At 56.7% G+C, this 22,850-nt stretch carries 24 protein-coding genes; 13 read left to right on the top strand and 11 right to left on the bottom strand.

Translation table 11 applies throughout. The features are described 5' to 3' along the window. The first annotated feature begins 20 nt into the window (after window positions 1–20). Both RMR16_RS12525 and RMR16_RS12520 read left to right on the top strand, forming a co-directional pair. Window positions 21–785, top strand: coding sequence for a DUF1223 domain-containing protein (locus RMR16_RS12525; protein ID WP_320201352.1), 765 nt, complete (start codon window positions 21–23; stop codon window positions 783–785). A gap of 292 nt (window positions 786–1,077) precedes the next feature. Continuing rightward, a complete protein-coding gene (locus RMR16_RS12520; protein ID WP_320201353.1) occupies window positions 1,078–1,470 on the top strand; it encodes a DUF2794 domain-containing protein in 393 nt (130 codons plus the stop codon). Between the two features lie 69 nt (window positions 1,471–1,539). Here the strand turns inward: RMR16_RS12520 and RMR16_RS12515 are convergent, their stop codons facing one another. The 3 genes from RMR16_RS12515 to RMR16_RS12505 all read right to left on the bottom strand — a co-directional run bounded on the left by RMR16_RS12515 (window position 1,540) and on the right by RMR16_RS12505 (window position 5,821). After that, window positions 1,540–2,322, bottom strand: a complete 783-nt coding sequence (locus RMR16_RS12515) for a Bax inhibitor-1/YccA family protein (RefSeq protein WP_320201354.1) — start codon at window positions 2,320–2,322, stop codon at window positions 1,540–1,542. A 236-nt stretch (window positions 2,323–2,558) separates the two neighbouring features. Then, entirely contained in the window at window positions 2,559–5,114 is a 2,556-nt protein-coding gene (locus RMR16_RS12510) for an ABC transporter permease (protein WP_320201355.1), read from the bottom strand. Then, entirely contained in the window at window positions 5,111–5,821 is a 711-nt protein-coding gene (locus RMR16_RS12505) for an ABC transporter ATP-binding protein (RefSeq protein ID WP_320201356.1), read from the bottom strand. The genes RMR16_RS12510 and RMR16_RS12505 overlap by 4 nt, the downstream gene beginning before the upstream one ends. 87 nt (window positions 5,822–5,908) lie before the next feature. Here RMR16_RS12505 and RMR16_RS12500 point away from each other — a divergent pair, with 87 nt between their 5' ends. Then, a complete protein-coding gene (locus tag RMR16_RS12500) occupies window positions 5,909–6,559 on the top strand; it encodes an arylesterase (RefSeq protein WP_320201357.1) in 651 nt (216 codons plus the stop codon). 68 nt (window positions 6,560–6,627) lie between these two features. After that, window positions 6,628–7,221, top strand: coding sequence for an RNA 2',3'-cyclic phosphodiesterase (thpR, locus tag RMR16_RS12495; protein WP_320201358.1), 594 nt, complete (start codon window positions 6,628–6,630; stop codon window positions 7,219–7,221). Here thpR and RMR16_RS12490 read toward each other — a convergent pair. After that, window positions 7,155–7,634: a low molecular weight protein-tyrosine-phosphatase gene (locus tag RMR16_RS12490; protein ID WP_320201467.1), complete on the bottom strand. Its 480-nt coding sequence runs from the start codon at window positions 7,632–7,634 to the stop codon at window positions 7,155–7,157. The two genes, thpR and RMR16_RS12490, sit on opposite strands and share 67 nt — an antisense overlap. A 28-nt stretch (window positions 7,635–7,662) precedes the next feature. Here RMR16_RS12490 and RMR16_RS12485 point away from each other — a divergent pair, with 28 nt between their 5' ends. The 7 genes from RMR16_RS12485 to RMR16_RS12455 all read left to right on the top strand — a co-directional run bounded on the left by RMR16_RS12485 (window position 7,663) and on the right by RMR16_RS12455 (window position 13,733). Next, complete coding sequence (locus tag RMR16_RS12485) at window positions 7,663–7,968, top strand: 4a-hydroxytetrahydrobiopterin dehydratase (RefSeq protein WP_320201359.1); 306 nt, start codon at window positions 7,663–7,665, stop codon at window positions 7,966–7,968. 51 nt (window positions 7,969–8,019) lie between these two features. After that, entirely contained in the window at window positions 8,020–8,397 is a 378-nt protein-coding gene (locus RMR16_RS12480) for a YkvA family protein (protein ID WP_320201360.1), read from the top strand. 382 nt (window positions 8,398–8,779) lie between these two features. Beyond that, on the top strand, window positions 8,780–9,283 hold the full coding sequence (locus tag RMR16_RS12475) for an invasion associated locus B family protein (RefSeq protein WP_320201361.1): 504 nt from the start codon (window positions 8,780–8,782) through the stop codon (window positions 9,281–9,283). Window positions 9,284–9,530: 247 nt separating this feature from the next. Then, a complete protein-coding gene (gene rlmN / locus RMR16_RS12470) occupies window positions 9,531–10,724 on the top strand; it encodes a 23S rRNA (adenine(2503)-C(2))-methyltransferase RlmN (RefSeq protein ID WP_413786037.1) in 1,194 nt (397 codons plus the stop codon). A 159-nt stretch (window positions 10,725–10,883) separates the two neighbouring features. Further along, a complete protein-coding gene (locus RMR16_RS12465) occupies window positions 10,884–11,837 on the top strand; it encodes an ABC transporter substrate-binding protein (protein WP_320201363.1) in 954 nt (317 codons plus the stop codon). A 223-nt stretch (window positions 11,838–12,060) separates the two neighbouring features. Next, the gene (locus RMR16_RS12460) at window positions 12,061–12,942 is read left to right on the top strand and encodes an ABC transporter permease (protein ID WP_320201364.1); all 882 of its coding nucleotides are present in this window, start codon (window positions 12,061–12,063) and stop codon (window positions 12,940–12,942) included. Then, window positions 12,939–13,733, top strand: a complete 795-nt coding sequence (locus tag RMR16_RS12455; RefSeq protein WP_320201365.1) for an ABC transporter ATP-binding protein — start codon at window positions 12,939–12,941, stop codon at window positions 13,731–13,733. Before RMR16_RS12460 ends, RMR16_RS12455 begins: the two co-directional genes overlap by 4 nt. A gap of 68 nt (window positions 13,734–13,801) precedes the next feature. Here RMR16_RS12455 and RMR16_RS12450 read toward each other — a convergent pair whose 3' ends face one another. From RMR16_RS12450 to RMR16_RS12430, 5 genes are all read right to left on the bottom strand, one after another. Further along, entirely contained in the window at window positions 13,802–14,359 is a 558-nt protein-coding gene (locus RMR16_RS12450; protein WP_320201366.1) for a fasciclin domain-containing protein, read from the bottom strand. Window positions 14,360–14,502: 143 nt separating this feature from the next. Next, the gene (locus RMR16_RS12445) at window positions 14,503–15,222 is read right to left on the bottom strand and encodes an anti-sigma factor (RefSeq protein WP_320201367.1); all 720 of its coding nucleotides are present in this window, start codon (window positions 15,220–15,222) and stop codon (window positions 14,503–14,505) included. After that, window positions 15,219–15,758 (bottom strand): sigma-70 family RNA polymerase sigma factor, encoded by a 540-nt coding sequence (locus tag RMR16_RS12440; protein ID WP_320201368.1) that lies wholly within the window; start codon window positions 15,756–15,758, stop codon window positions 15,219–15,221. The genes RMR16_RS12445 and RMR16_RS12440 overlap by 4 nt, the downstream gene beginning before the upstream one ends. A 39-nt stretch (window positions 15,759–15,797) precedes the next feature. Beyond that, window positions 15,798–16,445 (bottom strand): LysE family translocator, encoded by a 648-nt coding sequence (locus RMR16_RS12435; protein WP_320201468.1) that lies wholly within the window; start codon window positions 16,443–16,445, stop codon window positions 15,798–15,800. 80 nt (window positions 16,446–16,525) lie between these two features. Beyond that, the gene (locus tag RMR16_RS12430; protein ID WP_320201369.1) at window positions 16,526–17,380 is read right to left on the bottom strand and encodes an SDR family NAD(P)-dependent oxidoreductase; all 855 of its coding nucleotides are present in this window, start codon (window positions 17,378–17,380) and stop codon (window positions 16,526–16,528) included. Window positions 17,381–17,623: 243 nt separating this feature from the next. Here RMR16_RS12430 and RMR16_RS12425 point away from each other — a divergent pair, with 243 nt between their 5' ends. Continuing rightward, on the top strand, window positions 17,624–18,847 hold the full coding sequence (locus tag RMR16_RS12425) for an argininosuccinate synthase (RefSeq protein WP_320201370.1): 1,224 nt from the start codon (window positions 17,624–17,626) through the stop codon (window positions 18,845–18,847). A 48-nt stretch (window positions 18,848–18,895) separates the two neighbouring features. On the opposite strand, the gene RMR16_RS12420 is transcribed toward RMR16_RS12425, so the two are convergent. Together RMR16_RS12420 and RMR16_RS12415 are read right to left on the bottom strand one after the other, a co-directional pair. Next, window positions 18,896–20,074, bottom strand: coding sequence for a multidrug effflux MFS transporter (locus tag RMR16_RS12420; RefSeq protein ID WP_413786038.1), 1,179 nt, complete (start codon window positions 20,072–20,074; stop codon window positions 18,896–18,898). Window positions 20,075–20,091: 17 nt separating this feature from the next. Then, complete coding sequence (locus RMR16_RS12415) at window positions 20,092–20,562, bottom strand: MarR family winged helix-turn-helix transcriptional regulator (protein ID WP_320201372.1); 471 nt, start codon at window positions 20,560–20,562, stop codon at window positions 20,092–20,094. Between the two features lie 172 nt (window positions 20,563–20,734). Between RMR16_RS12415 and RMR16_RS12410 the strand changes: the two genes are divergently transcribed. Beyond that, entirely contained in the window at window positions 20,735–22,801 is a 2,067-nt protein-coding gene (locus tag RMR16_RS12410; RefSeq protein WP_320201373.1) for a M3 family metallopeptidase, read from the top strand. Window positions 22,802–22,850 lie beyond the last annotated feature (49 nt).

The raw sequence follows: 22,850 nt of genomic DNA, 5'->3' as shown, positions 1-22,850 counted from the left end.
TCCAGACAAAGGTTTTCGCAATGCCGTTGAAATATGGGCCTCTCAGATATGGCCCTTTGAAATTTGGTCTTTCCCTATGCTTGCTTGGTGCATTTGCCGGGTCGTCAGCCTATGCGCAAGAACAGTTGAAGGGCGTTGTGGAGCTTTTTACATCGCAAGGCTGCGCATCCTGCCCGCCTGCTGACGAGACTTTGCGCAAACTCATTCAGAAGGGCGATGTTGTCGGCTTGTCCTATCACGTCGATTACTGGAATTATCTGGGCTGGGCGGATTCGCTGGCATCCAAGGAAAATACCGAGCGGCAATATGGATATGCGCGCGCTCTAGGGCGCAACAACGTCTACACCCCACAAGCCGTTGTCAACGGTCGCGACCACGTCAAGGGCGCGGATATACAGGCGATCTACAAAAAGCTCGATAGTTTCAAGAATGCGGGCGAGGGCCTGAATGTGCCTGTGAAGGCGCAGCGCCTGAGTGACGAAATCGAGATCGATATCGGTGCCGGTCAAGGCAAGGCGGATGTCGTGGTGGCCTATTTCACACGCGAGCAGATCGTGGACGTGCAGAAGGGTGAAAACCAGGGCAAGAAAATTTCCTACTGGCACAGCGTTTATGATGTTCAGACGGTGGGAATGTGGAACGGATCATCGATGACCGTGAAGCTGCCTGCAAGTGTTATGAGCAAGGCGAAAAATGGTGGCTGCGCGGTTCTGTTGCAGACCACGGACGCCCAAGGCAATCCAGCCGCCATTATCGGCGCCAGCGTGCTTCTACCATCGGATTGATAAGTTGCCCACATCTGTGGGTCAGGAGATCCGATCCGGGCATTGGGGGCTGGGGGTAAAGGGTCAATGCACCGGACCGGGTCATGTTGGTGCCGAGGCATCAATTGACAATAGCAATATTCCACTCAATTCGGGCCATGATTTGACCGAAATAGGGCAATTGCACCGGTGCTGCTTGCCTAAATGATTACCGCGTCGTGCTTTTCAGGATGCGTCAACGAGGCTTGCAATTTCTCCATTGCAAGGTCAGACTGTCGCATAACCGTCATTTGCAGTTGAGCGAGGTTGCTTGATGACTGATAAGCCGGATTTGCAGCGCGCAACTTCATCTCAAAGAGATAGCTCATCCGTCATCGACCTTCGGGAATACAAGCAGAGCAAGGACGTTCTGCCGATCACCTTTCATCGCCGCGAGCTGGATGCCATTTTGCGCATTTACGGGCGCATGGTGGGCGAGGGCGAGTGGCGCGACTACGCCATCGATCACCTGAAAGACAAGGCGGTTTTTTCGGTGTTCAAACGGTCTGGCGAAATGCCGCTGTTTCGCATTGAGAAAGATCCAAAGCTGGCAGCGAAACAGGGCGCGTTCAGCGTGGTGAATACCGACGGGCGTATTCTGAAACGCGGTCATGAGTTGCCGCAGGTTTTGAAGGTGTTCGACAAGGTTCTGAAACTGATCGAGTGATCGGCGCGATTACAAGGCAACAAGAAAGGCGGCCCGAGAGCCGCCTTTTCCTATTCTATTTCGATCTTCTTAGTTGTTCCGGTTGCCCAGGAACTGAAGAAGGAACGTGAAGAGGTTGATGAAGTCGAGGTAGAGCGTCAGGGCACCCATGATGGCCTTGCGGCCAGCCGCGACAACGTCGTCACCATCGAAATACATTTCCTTGATCTTCTGCGTGTCATAGGCGGTAAGACCAGCAAAGATCAACACGCCGATGGCGGAGATCGCAAAGCCCATGGCCGACGACTGCAAGAAGATGTTGACGATCGACGCGATGATGAGGCCGAACAGACCCATGATCAGGAACGAGCCGAGACCGGACAAATCCTTCTTCGTGGTATAGCCGTAAAGCGACAGCGCGCCGAACGAAGCAGCCGTGATGAAGAATGTCTGGACGATGCTCTGGCCTGTGTAAACCAGGAAGATCGACGACAGGGACAGACCCATCAGCGCGGCATAACCCCAGAAGGTTGCCTGTGCAGCGGGAAGGCTCATCTTCTGAATGCGGAAGCTCAGCAGGAGCACCAGACCGATAGGAGCGAGCATAACGACCCAACGCAATGGAGAGCCATAAACCAGCGCTCCAAGCGAGGTTAGCATCGTGCCATTCGGGAGAGTCGCGACAGCGAGAGACGGGTCGTTTGTCGTCGCGAGGGACGCCATGCCGAAAGCAGCTACACCGGTGATGACCAGCGCAAGCGCCATGAGGTTATAAACCTTGACCATGTAGGCGCGTAGACCTGCATCGATCTCCGCACCAGATTGTGCACGGCCCTGGGCCACACGGTTCTGGTAGTTGTTGAAGTCAGCCATTGTTTCCTCTTTTGAGCTCCGAATTGCTACGGTGTCGGGATGTGACGTCGTTCCGACTATATCCCAGGCGCCGCTGCGGAGCTACAGCAAGCCTAGCAAAGAATATGATGGTATCCTGTTTCAGTTACAAGAGCTTTCAGAAACGAAAAAACACCGTATGCGCGAAAATCGATAACGTTTTGGCGATCATGATCGCCATTTAATCGTTAAAGTTCAGTCGTAACCCATCCGCTCTCTCATTCGCCCGCCTGCCGCAGCACAGGCGCGGCTTTCTGCCCCAGAATGCGCCATGTGCCGATGAGGCCAATGCCGACCGTCATGACCAGTGCGACGACGATGGTGCCAACGGCGACATCCGGCAGAAAGCTGGATGGCAGCTTCATGATGCGGGCGATGACGAACCATGCGGAGACGCCACCCGCCAACAGCGCAAAGACCGCCGTTGCCAACCCGAGCATCATATATTCGTAAGAAAAAGCGCGGATGAGCATGGAACGGGTGCCGCCGAGTGTTTTCAGAATGACGGCATCATGCGTGCGGGCGCGGTTGCCCGCAGCCAGCGCACCGGCCAGAACCAGAACCGAAGCAATGAGGGCAACAGCAGCGGCGGCGCGAATGGCGGTGGCGAGCTGATCGACCAGACGGTTGACCACATCGAGCGCATCTTTCACCCGGACGCTGGTGATGGTGGGATAGGCGTTGGTGACGGCGCGCAGAATTTCACCTTCCTTGGCAGGTGTCGCAGAAGGATCGGCCAGTGTTGCCAGCCAAGCGTGAGGCGCACCGCGGAAGGTGTTGGGCGAAAACACCATGACGAAATTAAGCGACAGCGATTCCCACTGCACATCACGCAGATTGGCGATCTTGGCGGTGATGTTGCGACCCAGAACATTGACGGTAACGCTATCGCCAATGGTCAGGCCAAGTTCACCCGCTTCTTCGGCGGCGAAGGAGACGAGCGGTTCGCCGCTATAATCCTTGTCCCACCATGTGCCGGATGCCAGCTTGGCGTTCTCCGGCATGTCCTGCGCATAGGTGATGCCACGGTCGCCGCGCAGAACCCAGCGGCCGGATGGCGGCACGTCGATTTTCGTGACGTCCTGCCCGTTGAGCGCCAGAATACGGCCACGCAGCATCGGCACTTCGGTTAGCGTGCCCTCCGGTGCTTCGCGTTGAACGAGGCTGCGGAAACCATCGCGTTCGGTGCCCTGAATATCGACGAAGAAAAAATTCGGGGCGCGTTCCGGCAGATTGGCGGTCAGTTCACGCCGCAGGTTTCCGTCGATCAGCGTCAGCGTCACCAGAAGGGTCAGGCCAAGGCCAAGTGACAGGACAACGGATGGGGTCAGCGCGCCGGGGCGGTGGATATTGCCGATGGCAAGGCGCAGTGCTGCGGAATGAACACGCGGGCTTCGTTTGGCAATGGCCTTGATGCCCCACGCCACCAGCCGCAGCACAACGAAGGCAAAGGCAACGGCGGCGAGGAAAACGGAAGCGATAAAACGCTCTTCCGCCGAGAAGATGGCCAGCCCGGCCAGCGCCGCCAGAAGAATGGCAGTGGTGACGAGATAGGGCCAGGAGGGCAGCTTGTTTTCTTCAAAGCCCTGTTCGCGGAACAGCGCCGTGGCGGGTACTTCGCGGGCTTGGCCCAAAGGCAGAACGGCGAAGGCGAGTGTGGTCAGCAGACCGAAGAGGGCTGCAAGGAACAATGCGACCGGGTAGAAGGCCAGCTCATCCGGCACCGGCAAAACGCCTTCCAGGAACCGCATGGCGATCAGCGGCGTGATGGCACCGAGCGCTAGGCCGATGGCGATGCCGATACAGGCGATGAAAGCGATCTGGAACAGATAGGTCATCGTCACCACGCTGGCTGGTGCGCCAAGGCATTTGAGCGAGGCGATGGTGGTGCGTTTGGAATCCAGAAAAGCGCGCACCGCATTGGCAACGCCCACGCCGCCGACGATGAGCGCGGTAAGGCCGACCAGTGTGAGGAATTGCGAGAAACGATTGACGTTTTCCGTCAGCGACGGTGCGGCGCGGTCGCTGGTGCGGATGGACCAGCCCGCATTGGGGAATTCGCGGTTGGTGTCTTCGGTGATGGTGGCGCGTTTCGACGTGTCGGTGAGGCGGATTTTATAGGCATGTTCGACAAGGCTGCCGGTCTGGACAAGGCCCGATGCGAAAAGCGCATCGCGACTGAGCAGCAGACGTGGCGCGAAACCGAACCCGTCCGACAGGGCATCCGGTTCGTCGACGACGGTTCCGCTGAGCTTCAAGCGGACATTGCCGAGCAGCAATTCATCGCCGATCTTGATGCCAAGCCGCTCCAGCAGCAGCGGTGCTGCGACCGCGCCGTAGGTCTCACCCTGTTTTGCCAGCAATTGCGGGAGCGGCGCGGCGGGTTCTGCGGCAAAATCGCCAAACAGCGGGTAGGCGCCATCGACGGCTTTCACTTCCGCAAGCGTTTGTTGCGACCCATCGGCAAGGCGGGCCATGGAGCGCAGGCCGGTGGAGACGGCCACTTGGCCGAGGCTATCCAGATAGGCGCGTTCTTCCGCTGTTGCCTCACGATTGCGAAGCTCAAACCTTACGTCACCGGCCAGAATGGATTGACCTTGGGTGGCGATGGAGCTGGTGATGGCGCGGGACACGGAGTTCACCGCAGCGATTGCGCCGGTGCCAAGCGCAATGCAGGCGAGGAAAATGTAAAAACCGCGAAAGCCGCCGCGGATTTCCCGCCGGGCAAGACGCAGCGCGTTGCGAATGTTGAACAGTGACGGTACCAGGCTCATGCGGAAACCGCCTGGATGGCGGCAGTTTTGGCGCTATCGCCTTCGATCTGGCCAGAGCGCACCTTGATCTGGCGCGAGCAGCGGGCGGCAAGCGAGGCATCATGCGTGACGAGGATCATCGTCATGCCGCGCTCGGCCTGTTTGGAAAACAAAAGATCGGCAATTTGTTTGCCAGTGTCGGTGTCCAGATTGCCGGTTGGTTCATCGGCAATCAGCACGGCGGGCGAGGGGGCAAGGGCGCGGGCAATGGCCACGCGCTGCTGTTCACCACCGGAAAGCTGGCCGGGATAATGGTTGAGGCGTTCGCCAAGGCCAACGGCGACAAGTTCTTTTTTTGCGATGTCGAAAGCATTGGCGACATTGGCCAATTCCAGCGGTACGGCGACATTTTCCAGCGCCGTCATATTGGCGATGAGGTGGAATGACTGGAAAACGATGCCGACATTCTTGCCGCGAAATTCGGCAAGGGCGTCTTCCCCCAGCTTGTGAAGCTCGGTTCCCGCAATTGTGATTGCGCCGCTATCCAGACGCTCCAGCCCGGCCAAAACCATGAGAAGCGTGGATTTGCCGGAGCCGGAAGGCCCAACGATACCAACGGCTTCGCCTTCGCCTATTCTCAGATCGATGGTTTTGAGAACGTGAACGGACGCGGCGGCATTCCCCAAGGTGAGATCGGCCTTGTTTAGCTCAATGATGCTTTTCGTCACAATTTACGTTCCTATATATAGGGAGAAGGGTCGTCTTACGGAAAATGAGATTTTTCGGATACTGCCAGACAAATTAGGGAAGCCGTCATGCGTTTTAAAGCCGTAGCCGCTCAATTCATTGTCATTTGCTCCGCCCTGCTGTCGGCAACGGTGGTGCAGGCGCAAGGCCGCACACTGCAATTGGTGGGTTTAGGCGACAGTCTGATGGCCGGTTATCAACTGCCGCCGACAGACAGTTACACCGCCCAGCTTGAGACCGCCCTGAAGGCCAAGGGCGTTGATGTGACCATCACCAATGCCGGCGTTTCGGGTGACACAAGCTCTGGCGGATTGGCGCGGGCGGAATGGTCCGTGCCGGATGGAGCGGACGGAGTGATCCTCGAGCTTGGCGCGAATGACGCGCTGCGCGGCATTTCTCCCGATGACACGGAAAAGAACCTTGAAACCATGATTACAGGTTTCAAGACGCGCAATATTCCGGTGCTTCTGGTGGGCATCATGGCGCCGCCGAATATGGGCGATGATTACGCCCAAAAGTTCAATGCTATCTATCCACGCCTTGCGGAAAAGCATGGCTTGCCGCTTTACCCGTTCTTTCTGGATGGCGTCGTGCTGGATGAAAGTCTGCAACTGGAAGACAGAATGCATCCCAATACCAAGGGTATAGGTGTGATGGTCGACAAATCGATGCCCACGGTAACTGCGTTCATTAACGGTATCAGTGCGCAAAAAAAATAAGCGCTTGCGCCAGACAGCGTTGCATGATTCGCTGTACTTGTTCTGCCAAGAGATTCGGGGAGCTCGCCATGCCGAGACTGTTTACCGCCCTCGAAATTCCGCGCAATGCGGCGATGAGCCTTTCATTGTTGCGCGGTGGTCTGCCGGGTGCCCGGTGGATTGATGTGGAGAATTACCACGTAACTCTGCGCTTTATCGGAGATATCGACGGTCGCACTGCCGATGAGGTGGTGAACAGGTTAGACCGCATCGATAGACCTGAATTTCAGGTCAATCTGACGGGCATAGGGTCGTTCGGCTCCAAAAAACCGCACTCCATTTGGGCCGGTGTTTCGGCCTCTGCGGAAATGACGGCGTTGCAAGGAGAAATCGAGCGTATCTGCCAGCGTCTGGGCCTGCCGCCAGACCCGCGCAAGTTTACGCCGCACGTCACACTGGCGCGGCTCCGAAACTCCAGACTGGATGATGTGGTGCATTATCTCTCTGGAAGAGGTGATTTTCGCACTTCGCCGTTCAAGGTCGGGCGTTTCGTGCTGATGTCATCCAAGGAATCGGTCGGTGGTGGACCTTACATCGTGGAAGAGGCCTTTCCTCTTCACGAGGCGCGGCCCAACCCCATCTTTTCCAGTACGGATATGCATCCATCAAAGAGCATGTTGTAGACGGTCTGAAAGCCGTCTTCGCTGCCGTAATAGGGGTCCGGGACGCTTTCGCGGCGACCGGACGCATAGTGGCTGAAGAGATGTAGTTTATGTCTGTGTTGCTCCGGGCATGATGCGCGGAGCCGAGCCAGATTATCCTCATCCATAGCAAGGATGAGATCGAAGATTTCGAAATCGGCCTGGTGGATTTGCCGGGCGCTCTGGCCTGAAATATCGATGCCGTGACGGTGTGCAATCGCGATGGATCGGGGGTCGGGTGGATTTCCCGCATGCCAGCCGCCGGTTCCGGCGGAGTCGATCGTGAAACGCTCGCGAATTTGCTGTTTTTCGACAAGATGTGAGAAGATGCCCTGCGCCAACGGCGAGCGGCAAATATTTCCCATGCAAACAAATAGGACTGCTGTGCGTTTCATATACCCGTACCAATGAAAAGGACTGTTCATGAAATATCCCAAACTCGATAAAGACGCCATTGATAGTGAGCTTGCCAAGCTGGAGGGTTGGTCTTTGCGAGAGGACGGTCTTGCCATCGTCAGGGCGTTCAAATTTTCCAACTTTGCGGAGGCCTTCGGTTTTATGGCGGAATGCGCGCTGGTGGCTGAAAAGCTCAATCACCATCCCGAATGGTCGAATGTTTATTCGCGGGTGAAAGTGTGCCTGACGACGCATGATTCTCAGGGCATTACCGAACGCGACATTCTTCTGGCAACGGCCATGCAGAAGGCTTCGGCGGGCCGAAGTGATTGAACAAGGCGGCCCGTCCCCTATATTCAGTTTATGATCAAAGGGCACACGACAATGGATGACGTGAAAATCGGTGAAATTCTTCTGCCGGGTGAGCCGGACACGCAGGAGAAGCGCGAACATGACGTTCGCGCCAAATTCTGGCCGAAGTTGAAGCGGGTGATGAGCAAGGTGCCCTTCGCACGCGATGCGGCGGCAGCTTATTACTGCGCAATGGACCGCGAGACACCGCTTCGCGCCAAGGGTATTCTTCTGGCCGCCCTTGGATATTTCATCCTGCCCGTCGATGTGGTGCCTGATATCTTTGTCGTGGTTGGTTTTACCGATGACATTGCCGTGTTGACGGCAGCGCTTGCGATGATCCGCGCCCATATCAAAATGGAACACTACGAAGCGGCCGACGCCGCAATCGAGCGGTTGAAGACAGAGTAACGGCTCTGTGATGCTTTGTTTGAAGCTGTTATAAAGACTGACAAATTCTTGCCTGAATTCTTGTGTCAGTGCTGATGACGCAAGCACGTCTGTGTTTGCTTCGCAACGACGTGAAACGTCGCCATTCTGTTACACAGCAGTGCAATTCTCGGATTTTAACGTTGGCGTTGACGGTTTGGTAACCGATCTTTAGCCATTATCAGGATGACGGACTTAACGCAGCATGTCGCGCAAAAGTGTGAAGCGGTTTTGCGACAACGACATGCGAAAAGCAAAAAACACTAAAGCGTATCGCGATCTGAAAGATCGTTAAACGCGGTAGCATCGGCCCGGCATAGCCCATTCGGCCAACTGGAAGACACTAAACCCGGCAGGAAATTCAATGTTTGTAAGAAGTGTAGCAACCGCAGTCGCCATTTTGCTGGCCAGCATCAGTGTAGCATCTGCACAGTCGCCCACGCGCATCCAGCAGTTCAATGCTTGGGGTGCCTATTCGTACAAGTCGGGTAAAAGCACCGTTTGCTATGTTCTTTCCATCCCCACGGCCAAGGAGCCAGCCAGCGTTGATCACGGCGATATCTTCTTCATCGTATCACAGCGTCCGGGCCAGAATATCTCCTATGAGCCGCAAGCGATGGTCGGCTATACGCTGAAAGAAGGTTCCAAAGTCAATGTGATCATCGACAACAAGACGTTTGTGATGTTTACCAAGGACAAGGCCGCCTGGGTCGAGAACGCTGCTGAAGAGCCAGCCCTCGTCGCCGCGATGAAGACCGGCAAGTCGATGACGGTGAAAGCCGTATCCCTTCGTGGCACGGCAACGTCCTATTCCTATTCGCTGTCCGGCATTTCGGCTGCTTTCAAGCAGATTGAAACCTGCAAGTAAGCTTGTCATATCGAATTTTGGAGTGGCCGGTCATTGACCGGCCATTTGCGTTTTGGCTGTTTTGATGCTAAAGGCCCGGCAACATAGACAGGTGCTCGTGCGAAAAGCCGTTCGCCTTTGATTTTTTCTCGACATGCAAACGAATTTCAGCCTCTCTTTCGGGCTGGTTCCGCTCTGCAATGGATCATGGGATAAGAGGACGATGTCCGTACTGGAAGCGACTGCCGGTTTGGCAATTAAACACCCGATGGTATCCAACAGCGATGCCATGTCCGGCAAGCCGACGCTGATTGGCATGACGCGCGAAGAGATGGCGGATGCGCTGCTGGACGTCGGCGTTCCGCAGAAGCAGGCGAAGATGCGCGTCAGCCAGTTGTGGAACTGGCTTTACGTGCGCGGCGTCTCCGATTTCGACCACATGACCAATGTGGCGAAAGACCTGCGCGAAAAGCTCAAAAGCCATTTCACCATCGCCCGCCCTGAGATCGTCGAGGAGCAGGTCTCCAACGATGGCACCCGCAAGTGGCTGATGCGCTTTCCGCCGCGTGGCGCTGGTCGTCCGGTGGAAATCGAAACCGTTTATATTCCCGAAGAAGGTCGTGGCACGCTGTGCATTTCGAGCCAGGTCGGCTGCTCGCTGACCTGCTCCTTCTGTCACACCGGCACGCAGCGCCTGGTGCGCAACCTGACGGCGGAAGAAATTCTGGCGCAGCTTCTCGTGGCGCGTGATCGACTGGGCGATTTTCCAGACCGCGAAGCGCCGCAGGGCACGATCATGCCAGCGGAAGGCCGCAAGGTCTCCAACATCGTGATGATGGGCATGGGCGAGCCGCTTTATAATTTCGAGCATGTGAAGACGGCGCTGTTGATTGCGACCGATGGCGATGGCCTGTCTCTGTCCAAGCGCCGCGTGACGCTGTCCACCTCGGGCGTCGTGCCGGAAATTTTCCGCACGGGCGATGAAATCGGCGTGATGCTGGCGATCTCGCTGCACGCCGTGCGCGACGACCTGCGCGACATGCTGGTGCCGATCAACAAGAAATATCCGCTGAAAGAGCTGATCGAAGCCTGCCGCAACTATCCCGGTGTCTCGAACGCCCGCCGTATCACCTTTGAATATGTGATGCTGAAGGACGTCAATGACAGTTTGGAAGACGCCAAGATGTTGACGCAACTGCTCAAGGGCGTTCCGGCCAAGATCAACCTCATTCCGTTTAATCCGTGGCCGGGCACAAATTACCAGTGTTCGGACTGGGAACAGATCGAGAAATTCGCGGATTTCATCAATCACGCAGGTTACGCTTCGCCAATCCGCACGCCGCGTGGACGGGACATTCTGGCGGCTTGCGGGCAGTTGAAGTCTGAATCCGAGCGTATGCGCAAGACCGAGCGGATGGCTTTCGAAGCCATGATGATCGCCAATCACGGCGCGGACGACTGACATTTTTCCCGACGCATCGGATTATCCGAAAACCGCTTCGCACTTTTCGGTCCGATGACTTAAAAAGAATTGATTGGTCAGTTCAGACTTGTGCGATTGATTTCGACTTAACCCTTTCTTAAAGAGAGCGGGAAAAGAGAAAACAATCGGAGGATACCCATGCGCTCATTGATTCTGGCACTTGCCACGGCCACGGCCATTGCTCTGCCTGCCAAGGCAGAAAACGTTACCGTTGCCGTTACCGCCATCGTTGAGCATCCAGCGCTCGACGCGGCCCGTGACGGCGTCAAGGCTGCACTGGCAGAAGCAGGTTACAAGGAAGGCGAAAATCTGAAATTCGTCTACCAGTCCGCGCAGGGCAACCCCGGCACGGCAGCACAGATCGCCCGCCAGTTCGTTGGTGATGCGCCTAATGTCATCGTGCCGATTTCCACACCATCAGCGCAGGCCGTCGCTGCTGCGACCCGCGATATTCCTGTGGTCTTCACCGCCGTGTCCGATCCTGTCGGCGCGCAGCTGGTGAAGTCCATGGAAAAGCCTGGTCGCAACGTGACGGGTCTTTCCGATGCGCTGCCGGTCAACGAGCATCTGGCGCTGATCAAGGAAATCGTCCCTAACGCCAAGACGATAGGCTACATCTACAACTCTGCCGAAGCCAACTCCGTTTCCACGCTGGCGCTTTTGAAGGCTGAAGCAGAAAAGGCTGGCTTGAAGGTCGTTGAATCCGTCGCGACGAAATCTGCCGAAGTGCAGGGCGCAACCCGTGCGCTGGTGGGCAAGGCAGACGTGATCTACGTTCCGACCGACAACACCATCGTTTCCGCTTTTGAAGCCGCTGCCGGTGTTGCGTCCGAAGCCAAGATTCCATTGTTTGCTGCCGATACGGATTCCGTTGCGCGTGGCGCTGTTGCCGCTCTCGGCTTCAACTATTTCGATGTTGGCAAACAGACCGGCGCTGTCGTGGTTCGCATCCTCAAGGGTGAGAAGGCTGGCGAGATTCCGGCGACTGTGGCTGTTGGCACTGATCTGGTTCTCAACAAGACGGCTGCTGCCAAGGCTGGCGTGACGTTCCCTGAGGCGGTGACGAAGCGTGCGACAAAGATCATCGACTAAAATATTTCCGTCATTCCGGCCTTGAGCCGGAATCCAGTTCGCCGCGTCTGCGGCGAGAAAGAGTCTCCTGCGATCAAGGACTTGATCGCACTGGATCCCGGATCAGGTCCGGGATGACGGAGGAAAACTTTGCAATCAATCTTGAGTGCCGCATGCGTGCGGCACTTTTGCTATCCCAGCCGACACAATCTGGTATGCGGCGGGTAAACCAAGGACTTATCTCGTGAGCCAAATCGCCTTCTGGGGTGCCGTCGAACTGGGGCTGGTTTTTGCCTTTGTCGCTATCGGCGTTTATCTCGCATTCCGCGTGCTCGACTTTCCGGACCTGACCGTGGACGGATCGTTTCCGCTCGGTGCCGCGGTGGCAGCCGTGCTGATCGTCGCGGGGCTGAACCCTTGGCTGGCCACGGGTATCGCAATGGTCGCGGGAGCCGCTGCCGGTATGGTGACGGCGGTGCTGAATGTCCGGTTCAAAATCCTCAATCTTCTGGCCTCGATCCTGACCATGATCGCGCTGTTTTCCGTGAACCTGCGGGTGATGGGCAAGCCGAATATCGCGCTGCTCAATCAGGAAACGGTGATTGAGCCGTTTTACGGGCTCGGTCTGGCAGAATATCTGGTGCGCCCATTGTTCGTCGGTTCGCTGGTTTTAATCGCCGTTATTCTCGTCTGGCGTTTTCTGGAAAGCGACGCGGGCCTTGCGATGCGGGCAACCGGCGCGAATGCACGTATGTCGCGGGCACAGGGTATCAAGACGGGCAACCAGATCTATCTCGGTATGGCGCTTTCCAATGCGCTGGTGGCGCTTGGTGGTGCCCTGTTTGCACAGACCAATGGTTTTGCCGATGTGACTGCCGGTGTCGGCACCATCGTTGTCGGTCTTGCCGCCGTTATCATCGGTGAGACACTGTTTGGGGCGCGTGGAATTCTGATTGCGCTGATCGGCTGTGTTCTGGGTTCGATTGCTTATCGTCTGGCTATCCAGCTTGCACTGTCCAGCGACGCGCTTGGCCTGAAAGCCTCCGACCTCAATTTTGTCACCGCCGTACTGGTCGCCGTTGCGCTGATCCTGCCGCGCCTGCGCCGTGGGGGAGCAACATCATGATTTCGCTTTCCGATATTCAGGTTATTTTCGGACGTGGCACACCGCTGCAAAAACAGGCGCTGGCCAAGATCGATCTGACCATCGAAGACGGTTCGTTCGTCACTGTTATCGGCTCGAACGGGGCGGGAAAATCGACATTGCTCGGCGTGCTGGCGGGGGATGTTCTGCCCACAGCCGGCAAGGTAACGATTGGCAGCGTGGACGTCACGCGCAAGCCCACCGCAAGCCGTGCAGGCCAGGTTGCCCGTGTGTTTCAAGACCCATTGGCGGGAAGCTGTGGCGCTTTGACCATTGAAGAAAATCTCGCACTGGCTGCGGCGCGTGGAAAAACGCGCGGGCTTCTTCCCGCTCTTGGTGGCGGGCGACGCGCTTTCTTCAAGGAGCGGATAGCATCGCTGAACCTCGGGCTGGAAAATCGTCTGAAAGACCGCATGGACCTGCTTTCTGGCGGTCAGCGGCAGGCGGTTTCGCTGGTCATGGCCACGCTGGCCGGTTCTGATGTTCTGCTTCTCGACGAACACACGGCAGCGCTTGATCCCGGCATGGCGGAATTCGTGATGCAATTGACCCAGAAAGTGGTGGAAGAGCGCAAGCTGACCACGCTGATGGTGACGCATTCCATGCGCCAGGCGCTGGATTACGGTGACCGCACCATCATGCTGCATGGCGGCGAGATCGTGCTGGATGTGTCTGGCGAAAGCCGCAAGGGTCTACAGGTGGAAGACCTGATCGAGATGTTCCGCAAGATACGCGGACAGACCATCGATGACGATGAATTGCTGATCGGATAATATCCGACGTCACAGAAACGCCGTGCATCCATGAGGACGCACGGCGTTTTTTCTTGCACCGATACAAATTACATTTTTGGCAGCAAGACCTTGTCGATAACGTGGATGACGCCGTTCGACTGCTTGACGTCAGCGATGGTGACATGCGCGACGTTGCCGTTTTCGTCGGTCAACGTGATTTTTTTCATGTCGTATTTGGCTTTCAGCACGCAGCCGCCAACGGTTTTCACGTCGTGTGTGCCGTTATCGTCCTTGATCATCTTTTCGATGGCTGAGGACATGGCGTCAGCCGCAACGACGTGACAGGTGAGAATTTTTGTGAGCTTTGCCTTGTTCTCAGGCTTTAGCAGCGTTTCTACCGTGCCTTTTGGCAGGGCGGCGAAAGCTTCATTGGTGGGAGCGAAAACGGTGAACGGGCCTTTGCCCTGCAAAGTTTCCACCAGTCCGGCAGCCTTTACGGCAGCAACCAATGTGGTGTGATCCTTGGAGTTTACAGCGTTTTCGACGATGTTCTTATTTTCGTACATCGCGGCGCCGCCAACCATCGGGTTTTTGGCTTGCGCTGCGAATGCAACGGTGGAAACGGCTGCTGCAAGCGCGAGTGTGCGCAGGCTGGACTTTATCATGGCGTTTTCTCCTCTGGTCCGCCAATCGTCACATGCGTTTTTGCAAGTGACGTATCCGGTACATGAGGAAGTACGGATGGTGTTCACACGAAGTTTCAGCCGCGGCAAATCTTTTTAAAAAAAGATTAAGAAAAGATTTGAGCTTACAGTTGGCGTGTGGTGCCGCTGGCCAGAACCGGACCGGTCGGCTTGCCGGTGGGAGAACCGCCGTAAGGCTCAAGGCTGACCGCAAGGGTCATGCCATCGCGAAGCTGATCGCGCATTTCCACGGGAACGACCATTTCCGCATCCTTATGCGGATCGATGACGCCCAGAGAACGCGGCGTTCCGTCTGCATTCACCAGCCAGAGTTCGAGCGACTTCTGTTCGGTGCCGCCGGAGGCCATCGGCGTCAGCACCATTTTTCCCGATTGCGCATTGTATGCGACCATCACCGCCATCGGGACATCCGGTGAAGACAGTTCGGCCATGTAGGACATGCGTGTTGGCTGCTGCGGTACATTGACGGTGGTGATGACCAAAGCGACTGCGGCAGCAGCGGTCGTCGTGGCCGTCATGCCGCGCCAGAAGGCGAGTGAACCCCACAGTCCGGGGAAAAGACCGCGTGTTTCCTCTGGAGCGCCGAACAGTCGTTTTTCGATCTGCGGCAATATGGCAGCAGGCGGTGCAACTGGCTCATAGGCGCTGTTCAGGCCGGAAAAATGTGTCTCCCAACCCTGTACGAGACGTGCGAAAGCATCATCGGCAACAATGCGTTTTTCGACCTGTTTGCGGTCGTCAGAGGACAGAACGCCCAGAACATATTCTGCGGCTATCACCTCATCGCGGGGTGTTTCCCCGTTATTTTGCTCGGATGCCGTCATCTCTCCATGCACTCTTTGAGTTTGATGAGGCTGCGCCTCAACCATGTCCGCATCGTATTCAGTGGCACCGCGTAACGCTCTGCAAGCTCTTGATAGCTCATGCCATCCAGGTAGGCGTGCCTCACGGCGTCTGCACGGCTGTCTTCCAGTTCTGCAAGGCACAGGTCGATGCTGCGACCCATATCTCTGTTCAAAGTCGCCTGCTCCGGGTCCGGTGAACCGTCTGCCAGATCAGGCACGTCGTCCAGTTCGCTGGCGATGGGTTTGCGCATGCGGATCATGTCGATGGACTGATTGCGCGCAACCGTTGCCAGCCAGCTTTCTGGCGTACCGGCCATGGCCGAGAACAATCGAGCACGCTGCCAAATCTTGACATAGACCTCTTGCAGCGCCTCGTCGGCGTCCGTCCGGTCTTTGAGTATACGCAGGCATATGGAAAAAAGTTTCGGGCTCGTTTGTTTATAAAGTGAAACAAATGCTTTGCGGTCCGACAATGCAACGCGGCCTATCAAAGTGTTCAGGTCATCGTGCCGCATCACTTCATCCCGCCACAAGCCCAAAGGGTCGCCAAGCCGCTATTTCGCCTGCGTGAAGAAAATTTTGATCGCGAAAATCGAAAAGACCCCGGCAATCGTATAATCTAGCCCGCGCAGAACCTTGCGGTTGCGTTGCAACCAGCCGGACAGACCATCCGCCGCCACGACAATGCCAATACCGATGGGCAGAGCGACGATGATCGACCACAGGCCGAGGAAGATCAGCTTGCCGGTGACATGTGGATCAGACGCGCTGACGAATTGCGGCAGGAAGGTCATGAAAAAGATGATGACCTTTGGGTTGAGAAGATTGACCCACACGCCGTTCAACAAAGCTGCACTCTTGGAGCTTTGTGTCTTCAGCTCTTTCGGGCGTTCCATCACAAAGTTCGAGCCCTTGCGGATGGCCTGAATGGCCAGCCAGACGAGATAGGCAGCGCCGCCCGTTTTCAGCACCATGAAAGCAGTGGGAGAAGCAACGATGAGCGCCGCCACGCCGAAGGCAACGAGCAGGGTGTGGACGGTAATGCCAAGATTGGTGCCGATCAGTGTCATGAAGCCGGATGTCCGGCCCTCGCGCAGTGACCGGCTGATCCACAGCGTCATGTCCGGGCCGGGTGTGACGGCCAGAAGCAGGATAGCAATGGTAAAGGCAATCAGGGTTGGCAGGCTTGGTATGAAATCCACGGCAGCACCACTCGCAAAGGTTTGATGCATGTTCATAACGCCGTTTCCAAAGCCTGCCAACTGCTGGTTCAAACGAATGTTCAGCCGTTCAAAAACGACTTGAAATCATCCGTGAAGTCTTCGTGCCAGCGCGACAGGGGCGGGCGGTTTTCCACGATGTCGGCTGCGGCCCAGAGAATGCGTTTTTCGTCGGTCTTGCGGTCCACCTCACCATCCGGGCAGAGGATGTAGAAATCACCATTTCTGATGCTGTCGACCATGAAGTCCACCGTTTCTTCCGGCGTCCAAGCGCCCGATGGTTTTTCGGTCCGGCCATTGGCAGTCAGGCCGGTGAAAACGAAACCGGGGATCAGCAGATGGGCTGAGATTGCACCGTTCTTTGTATTGCGAAGCTCATGCTGCAACGCCTCGGTGAAGGCTTTGACGCCGGCCTTGGAGACATTATAGGCTGGATCACCCGGCGGTGTGGTGATGCCCTGTTTGGAGCCGGTGTTGATGATAAGCCCCGGCTCACCGTGTGTGACCATGCCTGAACCAAACACACGACTGCCATTCACAACGCCGAAAAGATTGACGCCCAGAACCTTTTCCCAGTTGGCTTGCGGCCCGAAAATGGCGCTGCCGGGTTGAACGCCTGCATTGTTCATCAACACATGCACACGCCCGAAGCGCTGGATGACGGCGCGTTCCAGCGCCTCCAGCTCCTCCAGTTTGGACACATCGGTCGGAATTGCGACGATTTTTGCCTCGCCATCTTCCGTGCGTTCGGCAATCTCGCGCTGCGCGGCGGCCAGTTTCTCGCCGTCCAGATCGACCAGCACGACGCTCATGCCGAAGCTTGCAAACCTGTGCGCAGAAGCCAGGCCGATGCCGGAAGCGGCACCGGTGACAACGGCCACGTTATCCTCAACGAATGCGGGGTGAAGTGTCGTCATTGGTTTCTCCTTTTCACTACCGCTTCAAATCTCCGGCAGTGACGTCCCATGGAACCATGCGTTTTCGTTACGCGGTGTGAAGTTTAGTATTTTTAGCCTTTTAAGTCACAGGGCGATGAAAGCGTTCCATCTGTCTTCACATTTGCATTTTTGTTGCAACAAAAGAGAAACCCGCTAAAAGTGCCGCATTCCCAAGGAAATGGCGAGTTCCGATCTTCGCCGGCACGCAAATGGATTTCACTGATGGCACTTCCGAAAGACGTTAAGAAAGTCGTTCTCGCCTATTCCGGCGGGCTTGATACCTCGATCATCCTCAAATGGCTCCAGACCGAACTCGGTGCGGAAGTCGTAACCTTCACCGCAGATCTCGGCCAGGGCGAAGAGCTTGAGCCAGCGCGCAAAAAGGCTGAGCTGCTGGGCATCAAGGAAATCTATGTCGAAGACGTACGCGAAGAGTTCGTGCGCGATTTCGTCTTCCCGATGTTCCGCGCCAACGCCGTTTACGAAGGCGTTTATCTGCTGGGCACATCGATTGCCCGCCCGCTGATTTCCAAGCACCTCATCGACATCGCCAAAAAGACCGGCGCTGACGCGATTGCCCACGGTGCGACCGGCAAGGGTAACGATCAGGTTCGTTTCGAGCTTTCGGCCTATGCCTTGAACCCCGACATCAAGATCATCGCGCCTTGGCGCGACTGGGAGTTCAAGAGCCGCACCGACCTGTTGAACTTTGCGGAACAGCACCAGATCCCTGTTGCCAAGGACAAGAAGGGTGAGGCTCCGTTCTCCGTCGACGCCAACCTGCTGCACTCGTCGTCCGAGGGCAAGGTTCTGGAAGACCCAGCGGTGGAAGCGCCGGAATATGTGCACATGCGCACCATTTCGCCGGAAGCAGCCCCGGACAAGGCAACCATCATCAAGGTCGGTTTCCGCAAGGGTGACGCGGTATCCATCAACGGCGTCGAACTGTCGCCTGCGACGATCCTTGCGACGCTGAACGATTACGGTCGTGACAACGGTATCGGCCGTCTCGATCTGGTCGAGAACCGCTTCGTTGGCATGAAGAGCCGTGGTATTTACGAAACACCGGGTGGCACAATCCTGCTGGCAGCGCACCGCGCCATCGAATCCATCACGCTCGACCGTGGTGCAGCGCATCTCAAGGACGAGATCATGCCGCGTTACGCCGAGCTGATCTATTACGGCTTCTGGTTCTCGCCAGAGCGCGAAATGTTGCAGGCGCTGATCGACAAGAGCCAGGAACATGTCGACGGTGAAGTGACGCTGAAGCTCTACAAGGGCAATGTCATGGTCATCGGTCGTGAGAGCGAAAAGTCGCTCTATTCCGACAAGCTGGTGACGTTCGAAGACGACCAGGGCGCTTACGACCAGAAGGACGCTGCGGGCTTCATCAAGCTCAACGCCCTTCGCCTGCGCACGCTGGCAAAGCGCAATCTGACAAAATAAGCGTCTGCGGTGATACAAAGTTCAAAGCCCCGGTTCTCCGGGGCTTTTTCATGTCTGCTTGCGGATGATGATCTCAAACGCAATGTAGCTGGCGACTGCGCTCAATTCCATCAACGGGATAATGGTGCCGAAGCTCGTCAGCGGCGAACCGAGCAAAGAGGCTGCGACGCCTGCCGTAAACCCAGCGCTCATCTGGATAAAGCCCATCATGGCGGAGGCCGACCCTGCAATATGCGGGAAGGGAGCCATGCCAGCGGTGATGATGTAGGGCGTTATCAGTGCCAGCCCGAATGTCGCCACGCCAACCGGTGCCATAACGGATAGGAACGACGCTGGAATGAAATGGATGGACAGGAAAATCAGCACACCCCCTGTTGCCGACATGCAAATCCCGATCAATGCCGCGTGGCGATTGCCGATCCTGCGCGCAATGAAGCGCAAGGCTATCGACCCCGTAAAATAGGAGCCGGATTGCATCAGCATTCCCACTCCAAAGGCGGTTGGTGAAAGGCCAACCTCGTTGATCAGCACGAACGGTAGCATCGTCGATTGCGCAAAGAGCGCGCCGACCGAACCGCCCAGCACCAGCGCCGAAAGCAGAAAACGTGGCGAGGCCAGAAGTTCGCGGTAAGCACTCAGCAGCCGTGATGGAAAAAGGCGGGTTGGGTCCGGGATCGTCGTTTCTCGTAGACAAAGCACGATGGTGATAACCGATACCAGCCCGAAGACCAGCATCAGCACAAAGACCGATTGCCAGCCAAAGGCCAGTAGTGACAGGCCGCCGATTGTCGGGCCTGCCGCCGGGCCAACCGCCAGCATGATGCCAATGAGGTTGAGGATGCCGGTCGCCTGAGCGCCGCTGAACTGATCCCGCACCACGGCACGGGCAACGGTGACACCCACCGATGCGCCTATCCCTTGAATGAGACGTGCTGCCAGCAAAACGTCGACATTGGGCGCAAAGGCAGCCAGAAGTCCGCCGGCCAGATAAATCAGCAGAAAAGCAATGGTTGCCTTGCGCCGACCGAAAGCATCGGACATTGCGCCGGACACAAGCTGCGCGATGGCAAAGCCGCCGAAATAGAGCGTCAGGCTCATTTTGATAGCGGATTCGGTGGTGGCAAATGCCCTCACCAGTTCCGGCATGGCAGGCGTGTAGATCGCCATGGAAACAGGGCCGAGAGCCGTCAACATCGCGCCGAGCATGGCCGTGCGGCGAACCGACATGATGGGGGCGGTGCTGGTCATTCCGGGTTTTGCTTGTTCTTGTCGCCGACGGACAATTGCAGGTTTTTCTGCACGATCGTCAGGAGATCATGAAATTTGGCGATATCGCTTTGGCTGAAACCATCGGTCGCCTGATTGATGAGGCTATCGACTTCGGCACGCACGGCGATGAGCAGATCCGACGATATTTCCGTCAGAAAAATACATTTGGAGCGGCGATCATCCGGGTTGGGCCTGCGCTCCACCAGATCGAGCTGCTCCAGCTTGTCGAGATAGGTACAGACCGTCATAGGCTCCAGGCCGATCCGCGCGGCGATGTCCGCCTGTTTGCTGCCATTGATGGAGGCAACCGTCAAAAGGGCGCGGGCCTCGCCCGGTGTCAGGCCCAGACCCGCCTCGCTGATGCGCCGTTCAAAAGCGCTGTTTAAAAAGCGGGTGCTGCTGTTCAGCAAAAACGCCAGCGATTCTTTTTCGGATGGGGTGTTCATGGCGCGCCTGTTCCGTAAGTGTTTCTTACTAAAATTTCCGCGGCCTTCTGGCAAGCTTCGCCCAGGCCGTTGGGCCGGCTGGAAAGAAATAGTTTTGCGGCCTTAGAGTTGAAACGCGGTGGCAGTCATGCCCATATGCCTCAATAATCGCATCTGCATGAGGACTTGACCGATGACATCCACCGCCGCGCATTATCCCGCCCTGACCGAATGGAACGGCACCAACGGTCTGCCACGATTTGAGGCGGTGCGTGACGAGGATTTTGCTGGTGCTTTCGATTCGGCACTAGCGGCACATGATCTGGAGATCGACGCGATTGCGGATGATGCGCAAACGCCAAGCTTTGCCAACACCATCATTGCGCTGGAAACAGCGGGGGATGAGTTGTCGCGTGTTTCGGCGCTGTTCTGGAACAAGGCTGGCGCGCACACCAACCCGGAGATTCAGGCGCTGGAACGCGATGTTGCACCCAAAATGTCGCGGCATTATTCCAAGATCGGCATGAATGAAGCCCTGTTCAAGCGCATCAACACGCTGTGGGAAAACCGCGACACGCTGGGTCTCACCGGTGAGGAATTGCGCGTGCTGGAACGGCACTGGAAGGGTTTTGTGCGCGCCGGTGCCAGGCTTGCCAAGCCACATCAGGAAAGGCTTGCCGCGATCAATGAGGAACTTGCCGGGCTTGGCGCGAAATTCGGGCAGAATGTTCTGGCCGACGAAAAAAGCTGGAAACTGTTTCTGTCCACCGACGACGAGCTTGCCGGTATTCCCGATTTCCTGCGCGACGCGATGGCCGGTGCTGCGCGTGAGCATGGCGAAGATGGAAAATTTGCCGTGACGCTGTCGCGTTCGATCATTGAACCGTTTCTGACGTTCTCAGAGCGTCGCGACCTGCGCGAACAGGCCTTCAAGGCGTGGGTGGCGCGGGGTGAGAACGGCGGTGAAACAGACAATCGCGAGACGGTGAAACGCACGCTGGCACTGCGTGAGGAGAAGGCCAAGCTTTTGGGCTATGCGGGTTTCGCCGCCTACAAGCTGGATGACACGATGGCGAAAACGCCGGATGCGGTCAACACGCTGCTGACCCAAGTGTGGGAAAAGGCCGTAGCCCGGGCTAGCGAAGAAGAGGCCGAACTGGCAACGCTGATTGCCGACGAAGGCAAGAACCACGATGTTATGCCATGGGACTGGCGCCATTATTCCGAAAAGCTGCGCGCAAAGAAATTCAGTTTTTCCGAAGCCGAGCTGAAACCTTATCTGCAACTGGAAAAGATCATTGAAGCCAGTTTCGATGTGGCCGAGCGTTTGTTCGGCATTCGCGCCTTTGAGCTGAAAGGTGCCAAGGCCTATCACCCGGATGTGCGGACGTTTGAAATTCGTGACGAAAAAGGCAACCTCACGGCGATGTTCCTTGGCGATTATTTCGCCCGGCCTTCAAAGCGCTCGGGTGCATGGATGAGTTCATTCCAGTCGCAGCACAAATTGCCTTTGAAGAACGGCGTGACCGGCGAACTGCCGATCATCTACAATGTCTGCAATTTCGCCAAGCCGTCGGAGGGCAAGCCCGCGCTGCTCTCGCTGGACGATGCGCGCACCCTGTTCCATGAATTTGGACATGCATTGCATGGTATGTTGTCCAACGTCACGTACCCATCCGTTTCAGGAACCGGCGTGTCCCGCGATTTCGTGGAACTGCCGTCGCAGCTTTACGAACACTGGCTGACCGTGCCTGAAATCCTCGAAAAATACGCCCTGCATTACGAAACCGGCGCACCGATGCCAAAGGCATTGCTGGACAAGGTTCTGTCTGCGCAAACATTCAATGCCGGGTTCAACACGGTTGAGTTCACCTCATCGGCGCTGGTGGACATGGCGTTTCATACGCGTGGCGAGGTTGCCGACCCGATGGCGGTGCAGGGTGAGGTTCTGGCGGCGCTCAACATGCCGAAATCCATCGTCATGCGCCACGCCACCCCGCATTTCCAGCATGTGTTTTCCGGCGATGGATATTCCGCCGGCTATTATTCCTACATGTGGTCGGAAGTGCTGGACGCCGACGCCTTTGCGGCATTTGAGGAAACCGGCAACGCTTTCGACGCTGACCTGGCGCGCAAACTGAAAGACAATATCTATTCGGTTGGCGGCTCGGTCGACGCGGAAGAAACCTACAAGGCGTTTCGCGGCAAGATGCCAAGCCCGGATGCTATGCTGAAAAAGCGGGGGCTGGTTACGGCCTGACATCGTTTACCAGGTCATTTGAGGTCTTTTGCGGTCGTAAAAAACGGTC

Origin of the sequence: Agrobacterium sp. rho-13.3 (assembly GCF_033957765.2) — a bacterium.
Taxonomy (GTDB): Bacteria; Pseudomonadota; Alphaproteobacteria; order Rhizobiales; family Rhizobiaceae; genus Agrobacterium.
This window is presented reverse-complemented; position numbering and strand designations above follow the sequence as displayed.